This window comes from Barnesiella sp. (genome assembly GCF_022723415.1).
GTDB lineage: Bacteria > Bacteroidota > Bacteroidia > Bacteroidales > Barnesiellaceae > Barnesiella > Barnesiella intestinihominis.
The window spans coordinates 41,635-55,283 of sequence record NZ_JAIJHU010000007.1; the positions used below are offsets into that span (position 1 = coordinate 41,635).

At 45.1% G+C, this 13,649-nt stretch carries 10 protein-coding genes; 1 reads left to right on the forward strand and 9 read right to left on the reverse strand.

What is annotated here, in order from left to right; genetic code table 11:
- Positions 1-56: 56 nt before the first annotated feature.
- Complete coding sequence (locus QVD32_RS02800; protein WP_021891270.1) at positions 57-905, reverse strand: MORN repeat-containing protein; 849 nt, start codon at positions 903-905, stop codon at positions 57-59.
- A 305-nt stretch (positions 906-1,210) separates the two neighbouring features.
- Here QVD32_RS02800 and QVD32_RS02805 point away from each other — a divergent pair, with 305 nt between their 5' ends.
- A complete protein-coding gene (locus QVD32_RS02805) occupies positions 1,211-2,212 on the forward strand; it encodes a malate dehydrogenase (protein WP_046417132.1) in 1,002 nt (333 codons plus the stop codon).
- Between the two features lie 96 nt (positions 2,213-2,308).
- Here QVD32_RS02805 and QVD32_RS02810 read toward each other — a convergent pair whose 3' ends face one another.
- From QVD32_RS02810 to QVD32_RS02845, 8 genes are all read right to left on the reverse strand, one after another.
- A complete protein-coding gene (locus QVD32_RS02810) occupies positions 2,309-3,712 on the reverse strand; it encodes an arylsulfatase (RefSeq protein ID WP_021892750.1) in 1,404 nt (467 codons plus the stop codon).
- 17 nt (positions 3,713-3,729) lie between these two features.
- Positions 3,730-5,310 carry a GEVED domain-containing protein gene (locus tag QVD32_RS02815; protein WP_118687312.1) on the reverse strand — a complete coding sequence of 527 codons (1,581 nt, stop codon included), beginning with the start codon at positions 5,308-5,310 and terminating at the stop codon, positions 3,730-3,732.
- Between the two features lie 70 nt (positions 5,311-5,380).
- Complete coding sequence (locus QVD32_RS02820; RefSeq protein ID WP_118687311.1) at positions 5,381-7,054, reverse strand: T9SS type A sorting domain-containing protein; 1,674 nt, start codon at positions 7,052-7,054, stop codon at positions 5,381-5,383.
- Positions 7,055-7,438: 384 nt separating this feature from the next.
- Positions 7,439-8,857, reverse strand: coding sequence for a Gfo/Idh/MocA family protein (locus QVD32_RS02825; RefSeq protein WP_252206111.1), 1,419 nt, complete (start codon positions 8,855-8,857; stop codon positions 7,439-7,441).
- Positions 8,858-8,939: 82 nt separating this feature from the next.
- On the reverse strand, positions 8,940-11,201 hold the full coding sequence (locus QVD32_RS02830) for a putative Ig domain-containing protein (RefSeq protein ID WP_021891664.1): 2,262 nt from the start codon (positions 11,199-11,201) through the stop codon (positions 8,940-8,942).
- 87 nt (positions 11,202-11,288) lie between these two features.
- Entirely contained in the window at positions 11,289-12,032 is a 744-nt protein-coding gene (locus tag QVD32_RS02835) for an endonuclease/exonuclease/phosphatase family protein (protein WP_021891665.1), read from the reverse strand.
- A gap of 15 nt (positions 12,033-12,047) precedes the next feature.
- Positions 12,048-12,788 (reverse strand): GDSL-type esterase/lipase family protein, encoded by a 741-nt coding sequence (locus QVD32_RS02840; protein WP_021891666.1) that lies wholly within the window; start codon positions 12,786-12,788, stop codon positions 12,048-12,050.
- Positions 12,789-12,795: 7 nt separating this feature from the next.
- Positions 12,796-13,635, reverse strand: coding sequence for an exonuclease/endonuclease/phosphatase family protein (locus tag QVD32_RS02845; RefSeq protein WP_021891667.1), 840 nt, complete (start codon positions 13,633-13,635; stop codon positions 12,796-12,798).
- Positions 13,636-13,649 lie beyond the last annotated feature (14 nt).

A 13,649-nucleotide genomic window follows, 5' to 3' on the forward strand; every position in this document is an offset into this window, starting at 1 on the left:
CGGGTATTCTGCGGAGAGCAAGGCGGGTAACTAAAACAAGTTCTTGGGTTCTGTTTTTATCCCATGAAGTTGTCGTCATGCCATTGACCGGAGTCATATCGACCGTCCGGATAGTACATGGTTCCATAGCCTTCTTTACAGCCATTGACGAAATCACCTTCGTATCGGTTCCCGTTTTTGTAGAAGAATACACCCTTTCCGGTACATTGCCCGTTTACGAAGTCTCCTTCGTATCGCTCTCCGTCAGTCCATATATAGATCCCTTTTCCATGACTTATCCCTTCTACGAAATCGCCGTAGTAACATTCCCCGCCTTTGTGAATGAAAACACCTTTTCCGGTACGTTTTCCTTCGATAAAATCTCCTTCATAGCGATCTCCGTCGGCCCAGAAAAAGAAACCTCTTCCAGAGGGTAAGCCGTCGACAAAGTCTCCTCTGTAACATTCTCCGTCTCTCTGGGTATAGACCCCTTTCCCGGTCTGTTTCCCGTGATCGTAATCTCCTTCGTAGCAACAGCCGTCCGACCATGTAAAAACGCCTTTCCCATGTTGTTCTCCGTTTACGAAATCACCTTCGTAGCGTTCTCCGTTTGCCCACGTGTAGATACCGCGACCTTCGAATTTGCCGTTTGCAAATTGGCCTTCGTATCGGTTTCCGTTTGGCCAAGTATACATACCGGATCCCTCGAACTTTTCATTGACGAAATCTCCTTCATATCGTTGTCCTTCCGGGAATGTCATTATACCTTTGCCTTGTATTTTTCCGTCTTGAAACTCTCCTTCGTATATAATCCCGCAGAGGTCGGTAAGTGTGCCCCAACTGGGTTTACCATCTTTGAGAACTCCTTTGAATGTACCGTCCGGGAGGCTGATACCCTCTCTCGGTGTTTCGCTGTAATAAGTCATGGTATTCTTTTATTATGATATCTTCAATCGTGTTTTCGAGATAACGATATGCGAATATAGGAAAATACAGTCGATTTTCCAAATGTCTCGGCAGAAAATTATATGGGTCGCGTGACGGAAAAATGGTCGTGGCTTAATTTGTATATGTCTTATAATGAATGTATTGTATTCGTTTTTAACCACGGGACTGTTTATACCGATAACCTTTTGTTATGAATGGTAAAAAAGAATGATAATCAAAATCAGGTTTCGCTTGTTATATTTGTAACGGAATAAAGAAAACTCATCATTTAAATATAACGAATATGGAATTTTTGACGAATGAAAAGCTCACGATCGTGGGTGCTGCCGGTATGATCGGTTCGAATATGGCACAGACTGCATTGATGATGCGTTTGACACCTCATTTATGTTTGTATGACCCTTATGCTCCGGCATTGGAAGGTGTTGCCGAGGAATTACGTCATTGTGCATTTAAAGGGGTAGATATAACCTTCACGAGTGACGTGAAAGAAGCTCTTACGGGAGCCTCGTATATCGTATCTTCCGGAGGGGCTGCTCGCAAAGCAGGAATGACAAGAGAGGATTTATTGAAAGGAAATGCCGAAATTGCCGCTCGATTCGGTAAGGATATACGCAGCTATTGTCCCGATGTGAAACATGTGGTCGTCGTTTTCAATCCGGCCGATATTACGGGGTTGATCGTATTGCTTTATTCGGGTTTGAAACCGTCTCAGGTATCTACGCTTGCGGCGCTCGATAGTACGCGTTTGCAGAGCGAGCTGGCAAAATATTTCCATGCGGTGGCCGATGAAATCGAAAATTGCCGTACCTATGGAGGGCATGGCGAGCAAATGGCGGTTTTTGCTTCGACGACAAAAGTAAAAGGAACTCCGCTCGCCGAGCTTATCGGAACGGAAAAATTACCGGCCGAAGACTGGGAGAAGATACGCCAGCAAGTCGTTCAAGGAGGCAAACACATTATCGATTTGCGAGGACGCTCTTCTTTTCAGAGCCCGGCCTATCTTTCTATCGAGATGATTGCTGCGGCAATGGGTGGAAATCCTTTCACGTGGCCGGCAGGTGTTTATTTGTCTGACGGGAAATTCAACCACATACTTATGGCGATGGAGACGATTCTCGATCGTTCGGGAGTACATTATAACCCGGTGTATGGTACGCCGGAGGAAGATAAAGAATTGGAGCGCAGTTATAAGCATTTGTGCGATTTGCGTGATGAGGTGATATCGATGGGAATCATTCCTCCGGTTTCGGAATGGAATAAACTGAATAAAAATATCGAATAAACAGCGTTGTCGAACCTGTGGAATCCTGTTATAAAAATAGCGACTTCTTACGAGAAGCCGCTATTTTTATCTTTATATTATACGGGAACCGGTAAATCAACGTCCGAAGTTAAATATGTCGGAGTGTATATGCTCCCGATCCATAATGACTTTCAACTCTTCCACTTTGTCGGGATAAGTATTAGCTAAATTATTGTCTTCATGCGGGTCTTCGGCAATGTTGTACAACTCATGAGTCGGGTTTCCGTTTTTGATATTTTGTCGAATCAGTTTCCAATCTCCGGCTCTTACGGCTTGGCGACCGTTTTCCTCGTGGAACTCCCAATACAAGAAGTCATGTTGCCGTTGTTCCCCCTTTCCGGTCAGAGTAGGGAGTATAGACAACCCGTCCATCGCCTCTTCGCGCCAATTCGTATCTTCACCCAACAATTCTACGAAAGTAGGCATCATATCCCAGCCGGCTGCCATCAAGTCGCTTATAGAGCCGGCTTCGATAGTCCCCGGCCAATAGGCGATATAAGGCACGCGCATACCGCCCTCGTACAAAGCTCGTTTCAATCCTCTCAGTCGTTCCTCTGTGTTGAAGAAAGTCGGATCTGCTCCTCCCTCGTTATGAGGGCCGTTATCGCTCGTGAATATAAATAAAGTCTTTTCGGAGATACCCAGCTCTTCCAGTTTATCGATGATTTGTCCCACATACGTGTCCAATCGGGTAATCATAGCCGCAAATTGTGCGCGGGGATTAGTTGCTGTACCATAATCTCCGTTGTCGTACCACGGGTGGGGCTCTTGAAATTTACCTTTATACATATCGACGATACTGTCTTGCGGCTGACACAGTTCGGCATGGGGAATCGTATATGTGAAATAACCGAAAAATGCCTTGTCCTTATTGTCTTCGATGAATTTCATCGCATGTTCGTGTATGGCATCTTGCGAATAACGTCCGTTTTGATACTCTTTTTCTTGGTTGTTCCACAAATACTCCGGGTAGTAAGAGTGCGCTTTACGCTGACAGTTGTATCCGTAAAATACGTCGAATCCCATCTTGTTAGCTTCTCCGCCCGAACCGGGATAACCCATACCCCATTTACCGAAACAACCTGTCACATATCCGTTTTGTTGAAACAGATGTCCCAACGTTTCTACGTTCGGATCGAGAGGCTCTTGTCCTTCAGGTTGTATTTCTTTATTTCCCCGTATTTTGGTATGTCCGGTGTGTTGCCCGGTCATCAACGAAGCTCTTGATGGAGCGCTTACGGCTGTACTTGCATAAAATTGAGTGAAACTCATGCCTTTATTTACGAGCCTGTTCAGATTGGGAGTCGATATCATTTGTTGGCCGTAGGCCTCTATATCGCTGTATCCCATGTCGTCGCAAAGCAAGTAAATGACATTGGGGCGTTCTGTTGTGGCGACAGCATCTCTTTCTTGGGCGAAGCACAAACCCGAAGTAAGGAGCAGGCTGCTTGCAGGGTATATAAATTTATTGGTATTCATACGTTTTATAAAGGTGTTTAAAGTTTGCTATCGAGAAGTTTGAGTGTGGTCGTTTTCCCGTTTTCCGGTTCGATGACTAAGACGATAAATCTTTCGGGATATTTCAATTCCCCTTCGAAGACGGTATCGGCAGAAAAGTAATTTCCTAACAGTTGGCCGGAGAGGCTCACTGCTTTGATCGTGTTGCGTCCGTTCAGTCCGGTTATGCTCAGTCGTCCGTCGTAGAGGTGAGCTTTGGGTGCTACGCTTCTGTCTCCGTTTTCAATTCCTGTGGGGGTTTTTAAAGGCACTCGATAAAAATACCACCCCGAACCTGTTCCTATACCGGCGTTGTATAGAACGACTCCCCATGTACCGTCTTGGGCGTTTAACAGATAGGAATTGTCGCCTTCGTACTTGATAGAGTAGCTCCCGTTTTCATGACCGCTGGATTCGATTGTGAATTGACTCCCGAGAGTAGAAGCGGTAAAATATTCTTTTTCTAAGACTTTCGACCCGGATATTTGCAAGTTCGTCCCTTTGTTTACGATATATACCCGATTATTTCCGGCATCTTCCAACCGCCAGAGAAATTTGTCTGTTTGGTTCGCCGGTTTTTCCACCCTCAGTGCGGTGGAATAATCCCCACCAGTGTTCGTATCATAGGCGATATATCTCTCTTTTCGGTTGGTGTCGGTGTGAGCATTCATGATTTGATACCAAATCGGGTCTTCGGCTGTGCTTATTTCGGGGGTGGCTAATACGGGAACAGCGGCTTCGAATATGGCTATCAGGCTCGTACTTTTCGTTACGGTAAATGTGTAGACCGATTCTTCACTCACGATTTCGTTTCCCTCTTGCCAACCTTTGAATTCTATGGCAGACTCCGAATTTTCATTGATAATAGCTTTTACGGTGACTTGTGTCCCTATTTCGTAACGGCCGGCGTCGTTTGCCGGTGTTTCGATAATGGCAGTTCCCAGTTCGTCGTTGTTCGATGATACGCTTATAAAGCGGTCGGTTCTATCCGATGCTTCCAAAACATACACTACGAAATCATATACCCGTCCGCTAATCGAGGCATCGGCCGAGGAGGGGGTTGTCGATTCTATTCTTATGCGTATGCGAGTTTTTCCGAGTTCTGCGTTTTCGGGTATCGCTATGGTCTGTACGAAACTTTTGGTGGAGGCTGCTACTTGGGCGGGTCGTGATTCCTTTTCGAATACACCGTCGCGGTTCCAGTCGGTGTAAGTCGAGAGGGTATAGTTCGACGGATCGACGGTCATAGTCGCATTGAACTCGAAAGTTTCGCCCGCGATCAATAAGGAAGTCTCTTTCGACACTATGGCGAAATAACTGCCGGGAGAGTTCGGTTTTGCATATCCCAACGGGTAGATGACAGCATCGCCCGAGGTCGTTGCCGAAGAGATATAGCCTCCGTTGGCAGATCCGGCCGGCATTTGGTATACGGGGCTTTTTTCGCTGATACGCCCCAGCCGTATCATGGTTTCGAAAGGGTTCGATGAAATGTAGTCGTTACTCGAATCGTCGGCGGCTATTGCCGGTATTGTCATTGTAGCAACGGTGGCCGCTGCCAGAAATTTAAAGAATATATTCATGTCTTATCTATTGGATATAAATACAAAAGCATAGGACAATATAATTTTATCCTATGCTTTTATATCAAAGTTATTTAATGAATTTGATCATTTCTCCGCCTACATTTGCGACATACACACCTTTTTCGAGGGTCGATACAGAGATTTCCGTTGCATTGTCTACTTGCAAGACAATCTGTCCCGACAAATTATAAACGGTGGCTTGGGTGGGATTGGTGGAAATCAAGAGTCCGGCGTGAGCATCGTAATAAACTTTACCGGAAGCTACTCCTTCGATTCCCGATGCAGGAGAGATAGCGATTTCAAAATCATAGGCAATACCGTTTCTTATCTCGTTATAGAATTCGGTGAAGACTTTCGAGGGCCAATCGCTGGACCAGGGATCGGGTCCCATGTAAACGACGCGCATGCGATAGGTTCCGGGAGCGGTTTCGGCCGGAACGGTTATCGTTCTGTCCCAACCTTCTGTAACATTACCGTCAGGATCGTCGAAAGTATTGTCGCCTGAGTTATTGCCTACGGCAGCGTAAATCTCGTTTTCGCCGCTGAATTCTTTATCGCTGTTCCAGTCTATGTAGAGTGTTTGGTAAGACCAGACGATTTCAGGCTCGCATACGATGTCTCTATATCCGTTGTTATAGGTGATATCCTCGTTATACTGCTTGAAATTCATGGAGAAGTTTTCAACACCCTCTTCGAGGCGGATCGGATTTTCGGTCTTGTCGATAACAGCTCCTTCTACTTGTGGTGTATGTAGTTTTTTATATTCGGTGAAGGGGAGTTCTTCTTGGGTTGCGCAGGTGAACAGAGTCTCGGTATTATCGCCTGCGGTATAAGAAACAGAGCCTAAATAACGGTTCTGTTGATTAAGGTCCGTGACGTAGAAACGGGTCATGATGGGATAATCCTTTTCGACGAATTCGGCGACGAGAGTTTTGTCTTCTGTTCCTTCGTAAGAATAAGTGTGTCTGTAACTTATAGCAGTTTCAGTTCCCTCTTCCACCCATCTGTAAAACATATAGTTGTCGGCTGCGGTCGCTTTTACGATAAGAGCTTCCGTTTCAGGAACTTCGACACTTGTCGACTCTTTTCCTTCTATGGATACCGACCCTTTTGACGAATCTGCCGATTTTACTGAGACGGTTTTGGTTGCCACCGGAGGAGTATATTGAGCCGGATAGAAAAACCAGCCCGAGGCTTGGTGTGTACCCATTTCATAAACGGTTACACCGTAATCCCATCCTGTATCTGCTGCGTTCAGATAAGCGGCTCCCGAAATCCCGGTGTAATCCAGACAGTATTGTTTATCGGCACACTGCGATTGTCCCGTGGAAGCAGATGTGGCCAGTACCCAAACAGCACCCTCGTCTGCACTCATCTCTAACATCGTATTATTGGTAGCGGTAGCTTCTACTGGAACAACAATACGCATACCGCTCGAATGAACCAGTACGCAGTAATTGTCGCCTCCGTCCGCTTTTTCCAAACGCCAGATGTAAGCATCGTCGGTTGGCGGTGTGGTTAGCTGGTCGGTACATAATCTCGAACCGTCCCATTTCATAAATCGGTTTTGTCGATCGGTAGCCGTGAGGTGGGACGACATCATTGTATACCATTTGGGGGATTCCGCTGTGCTTATTTCGGGTTCGACGGCCCCTGAAATAGGAGTAACCTGAGCTACGGATAAATTTGAAACAAGTAGACTTGCTACTAACAGTAACGAATTAAATAAAGATTTTTTCATACACAGAGTGTTTTTAATGGATCATTAATGTATTTGTTTATTTTTTTGATGATATTAGTAACGAACGGTTGTCTTTTATATAATTTTATTATGTGCTGTTTTTAGATGTGTACAATTTCATTATATATTATATAACCGATAAAAGGGTTTTATCCCTAGTGAAAAAATCTATTTTTTTCACTTAAAAAAAAAAGAAGAAGACATGAACCAAGCTCATCTATCCCAAGCCGTCATCAAACCTCTGTAACATAAAATCTTACACATAAAAAGCCGGACACATTATCACAATGTGCCCGGCTCGTCATCGCTTATCCATCTTTTGAAAACTCAATTTGCACCTTAAAATTCACATATCACATTTTTTTAACGGTCCGTTACTCATGCCTACATATCGATTCTCTTTTTCAGCACCCGGCTCTTTTCGGCCAAGAAGCCCATCACATGGCTTTCAATGGAAAGGTCGATGGTACTGGTCAAATAGGAAGTATCTCTATGAGCGACGGCCAGCACAAAGTCTTTCACTATCCCGAAATCGCCACCGGCATGACCTTCATATCCCGGCAAAGAAGATATATCTTTATTCCAAACCAATTTCTTATTTGTCAGAAAATCGGTTACAGTAAATTTTTTCATATCTCCCTCGATCCAGCCTTTCGTTCCCATAATACGGGTAAGACGGCCACCGGTAGCCGTAAAGGCTTCCATCGAGAAGGCTCCGGTAATATTGTTATCGAATTCGAGCGATGCCACGAAATGGTCGCATTGATCGTTATCGCATCGATAAACACATCGACCATAATCGGAGGTTCTGAGCTTATCGAGAATCAAGCTGTCGTACTTGTGGTTTTTACAATCGTTATCGGGAATATCGAACACATACAGGAATTGCCTCCTCTGCAAATATATCTTCTTGGCAGAATAAGGACACTGCGATTCTACCGGACAATCGAGACAACGCTCGGTAGAACCGTCGGGCGCATTCTCCCTCTTGAACAGTTTCAAACCTCCATAAGCCGATACCGATTTGCAGGGTTTGTTCACAAGCCACCGCATCATATCCATATCGTGGCACGATTTCGCGATAATGATGGGAGTCGTGTCCTTCGAGCTTTTCCAGTTTCCTCGTACATAGGAATGGGCCATGTGGTGATAACGAATACATTCCATATGTTGTATGCTGACCAACTCACCGATTTTACCCGAATCCAATACCTTTTTAAGCGCAATGAAATAAGGGGCATACCGCAAGACGTGGCAAATGCCTACAATACGGTCATAGCGCTTGGCGTATTTCAAAATATCCGTACACTCTTTTATCGACTGGGCGACAGGTTTCTCCAACAACAAATCGTATCCGGCAGCCATAGCCTTTAAAGCCGGCGCATAATGCAAGTTATCGGGTGTGGCGATGATAACTGCATCGGCAAATTTAGGGACATTGAATACTTCTTTCCAATCGCTGAAACAGTGCTCATCGGGGATACGATACAGATTCTTCATATACTCCTTACGCTCTGTATTGATGTCGGCTACACCTACGATTTTCAAAGAGTTAGGATAATGTTCCGAGTAACTGGCATACGTTCTTCCACGGGCTCCGGCTCCAATCACAATCGCTGTAACCGGTTTATCAACCACAGCCTCTTGACTTTCCAGATCGGACGAGAGTTCGTCGGCTAAATTGTCTGCCCCGACCGTTCCACCCTTCAACGTTCCGACAGTCTGCGATATCGCCTGAAAATCGGAAAGAGCGGCTGCAACCGTAGTGGCTCCCATCAACCTTAAAAATTCACTTCTTTTCATTTCTATCAATTATATGAATACAAGATAACTCCGGCCCCGGTTCAAAGGAACCGGAGTCATCTCGAAAAAAGTTTTCGATTACTTATCTCTTTACAATAAAAGGCTTGGTCGATTTACCCTCTTCCGTCGATAATACCAGATAATAAACTCCCGGTTGCATATCGGCAGTAGAAATTACCTCATCGAGTTGTACAACGTAATATGTTTTTTCCCATACACAAGTTCCGAGTGGAGTCACGACAGCTACCCGAGCCTTCATATCCTTACCGAAGTCGGCTTTCAACGTAATTTCTCCATAAGAAACCGTAGGATAGACTTGGAACGAATCGAGACTTACACGGTTTATTCCACTGGGAGTTTCGTCGGAAAGTATCATCGACAATTCCAATTCATCGTCACAACCCGATGCTCCGGTAGCTTTCACCGTAAAACTGCAAATTCCCGGTTCGTTGGATTCTGCCGGAGTCCCGGAAATCAATCCTTCGGGCGACAAAGAAAGGCCGACCGGCAACGAGCCTCCGGTAAGAGCGCAGGTAATACCTTCACCTTCTATTTCGAGTTGGAGCGAATAGGGATAACCTATGTATGCATCGGGACACTGATCGGTAACGATGAATACATCGCAACCTTCTCCCGATTTAATAACCAACGTGTATTCTTTTTGAATAGAAGAAACGTCATCGGAAATTTTGACGGTGAACGTATAAGAACCGTTCTTCGTCGGTGTACCGGCAAAAGCACCGTCTTTACTTAACGTAATACCGTCGGGAAGCGCGCCAGAAACGATTTCGAACTTCACTGCACCCTCTACATTATCCACAACGATATTGCTGTAATAAGGCTCATTGGCTACACCCGGCTCCAACGTTTTGGTCTTTACCATTAAGGTATAGGAATATAGAACCGTATAAATATCATAATCCCGTACAAACGGAAGAGTGAGCGAAGCCCCGTCAAAAACGGTGGCGCCATTATTAAAATATCCGGTTACATACACCTTATTGTAATCGGGAGACATCGTTACACACCAAGCGACTTCGTGCTGATTGGCATTATCGGGCGTAACCGTTTTTTCCAGTTGCATAAGTTCCCATGTAGAACCGTTATATTTAGCGACATAACCGTCATGACCTTTGAACGTATAATCTTTGGATTCTCCCCGAGGATTCATATTCACGGCAGTTCCTCCTTTCGAGCCGTCGCCGTTCACATTACCGGCGACATAAATATTGTCGTCTGCATCGACAAATAGAGATTTAGCTTCATCACGACCGCTCCCACCGAGATTCATACCGTCCAAATAGGCTCCGGCAGACGAGTATTTAATCAAAAACGAATCGAAATTCCCGTTAAATCCAAGAGGAGACTGTCCTTCGGGAGTAACCGCCGACTGACAATGTCCCCAAATATAAACATTTCCTTGTGAGTCGGAGTCTATCGAACGGGTATCGATACGATTGGAATTCGTTACATACGTAATCCATTGTCCCACACCTTCGTGAGACAATTTAGCCACATAGGTGTCTTGCGAAGATTCCGAGCCCACGGCAGTCGTCAGCGCTTCCCCGTCGGTCCCGGTGATTGTGAACGTCGTTCCGAAACGTCCGGTAAGCAGTATATTCTCTTCTTTATCGAAATTCACGGCCCAGCCATAGGATTGAACGGGGCTTGAACCGGCAATAGCCCACTGGCAGACCAAAGAATTATTATAGCAAGCCAAGAATGTTCCCGAATTACTTCCCTCGATTGTCACGGTTTTCTCATTTCCGAAATCGGTCGCTCCGACAGTCGATCCCGTCACAAAAATATTGTCGCTCTTGTCCACAGCCACCGAATAGCACAAAGATGCTCCCGCCGCTTTTATCTGAGCCGACGATTTATAATTACCGTCCTTATCATAAACGACGATACACCCGTCGGTAGATTGCGTACCGCTCAACGTCTGGTCCGTACCGTCGATAGTAACATCACCCGATATTTTACCGACAGCGACAATATCGCCCGCAGAGGTAACTGCAATGCGTTCGAAAGTATCGTCTTTACTGCCACCCACGGCTCTTGCCCACAAAAAATTAAGTTCGGCATCATATTTCACGATAACGGCATCCATACCGCCACGACCTTTAATCGTAGCTCCATCGGCAAACTCCACATCTCCACGGCACATACCCGAAATATAATAATTTCCGTCTTTATCCGTCAGAGAGCTGTAAGGCTCATCGGCTCCTGTACTACCGAAAGAAACACCTGTTTCAAACTTAGCGTCTTTCGCTACCGCATCTCCAATACAAAATAAAGAGAGCAGCAAGATTCCTGCACTTGTGTAAATTTTTCTTAGTTTCATAGCTTAATGTTTTTAATAGAAATTAATTAGACGACGATTAAAATTAATTTTTGAATATTATAACATGATACACTTTTATCTACATCGTTATTTGACAAATTCGAGGGTAACCATAATGGGATAATGGTCGGACAACTGGTTATCGGAAAAGACTTTCGTTTCTTTTACCACCCACCCATTGGCCGGATAGTAACCGATATGATCGAACTCCCGACTGAGAGCCAACGTCCATACGCTGGACAATTCGTTAATCTCGGCAGTTCCTACCCGACGGTTCATGTCCCCGGCTACAATATAATGTTTTCCCAACTGCGGAATACGGTTAACTTCTTTAATTTGCGACATGCCGTTGTCCAATTTAGACATATCGATGTGAGTGTCGACAATCGAAAACTCGGTCCCGTCGGGGAGCTTTATATCGGCAATGGCGGCATTACGTTGCTCTGTACCGGCCGCACATGGCAACATAATTCTACGAGTCTCGTCAAAACTGTGTTTACTCAAAATAGCGTTACCGAATTTACCGCCGTAGCATTTTTCGAGAGTTACATAAAACATTCCATGCATGCCTGTTAAATAGGCCAACTCATTCAACATATTGATATTGTTATTGATCGGCCTCGGCGTATTCGCCCCTGTTCGATTCGTATAGTATTCTACTTCCTGCAAAGCCACGATATCGGGATCTTGTTCCTTAATGAAAGCAGCGATGTCGGCGATAGGGGCATCATAACCTGCATGGATATTAAACGAGATTATTTTCAGTTGAGTCTGGGCAAACACGCCTCCACACAAACATATTCCTAACAGTATCGATATAATTTTTTTCATGATTCATTCTATTTATTATTTATTCAAAGAATATTCTTTTGCCAACACATCGTAAATGATGGTCGCTATTACTCTGTTTCCTTCCAATCCGGGGTGGACTCCATCAAGAAACAAATCTCCATACCCCCGCAAAGCCGTATGCAAATCTATGACCGTGAGATTCTGAGCTTCGGCAACCCGCTGAATAGCCGGAATAATTTCGCTCGTTATGATACCGTCGTCTATTCCGAACGAGTTGCTATACGCTATGGCCGGCGTACACAAAAAGACCCTCGGACGAGTTGACAGACTCCGTAAGGAAAGGACCAAATCCGTGAGATCGGACTCAAATTCGGAGCCATGACTAGACCAATTGCCCGACTTTGAATCATTCGAGCCCAATTTTACAATGACAATATTGGGTAAGAATGCTTTGGCATTGGTATATTCTTTGGTATTCCAATATGGAGAATTGCCATTCTTCAAAAGAGTTGTGCCACTACACCCAAAGTTGGCGACCTCGAAACCCTCTCCCAACATATTACCCAACAAAGCCGGGTAGCACTCTTTTTCCCTATCGTTTAAAAACTGTCTCGCCCCATAGGTTATACTGTTCCCTATGCAAGCTACCTTCCTAACCGACTCAATGCCAGCAGGTCTTTGTCCCTTCGGATAGTCTTCTTCGTTTTCAGAACAACCGGTAAAGAGCCCTGTGAGGAGAAATAGCATACATATTCCCCAGCCGGATACTCTGCCGAAATAATTATACTTTTTCATCTGCTCTTTATTTTAATCCTATACGCAAGAATAGAGCCTTATGATCCGAAACGGTTTGATCTCCCTTAATCTGAACCGCCTGTGTTCCCCAATTCTGAGACAAAGGAGTCAACACATAATCGAATCTCGATTCGGGTTGAACGGCAGGATATGTATTTTCCGAAGAGAACTTGCAGGAACGGCGATACTTCTTCTTCAAAATATTGAATACATTCCCCGATTCATTTTCATAGACAGAAGCACAAATAACGATGTTTTGCTTTACTTGGTCGGCATAAGCGGCAAGAGCTTCGGCCTGACGCACCCGTTTATTGGCATCTTCCTTATCGAACTGGCATGTAGCGATAAGAACCGTCTCGCCCGAACCCAATTCATAAGGAACAGTAAGCAATACCAATTCATCGTTCAAATTCACTTTATTCGTACCATAAAAACATTCCCGGACAAACAAAGCCACTCCTGTTTCTCCGCCATCTTCCCGACCGGTAGAGGCGAATATCCCCTGCCGGCGTTGACCGTCCTTGCTACAACGGTAAGCGACCTCGCCAACCAGATTCTTTTTTCCCGTGCGGGCAGTCCCAAAATCCACATCTTGCAATGCTACGACATCGGTATTATTTTCCTGAATAAATGCCGCTAACGGCTGGATATTATACGTCCCAGATGCCAACCCTTTACCGGCACTCAACGACAGAAGAGAAAACGAACGGTCGCCAGCCAACGTGACCAGAGTTTCATCGTCACCGCCGGTCCCGCCCGAACCCGGCAAATCCGGGTCGGACGAACCGCAAGCAGTTATCGATAAAATTCCAACGAAGCACAAAATGAATTTAAAATGAGTTTTCATATATAGATAACATT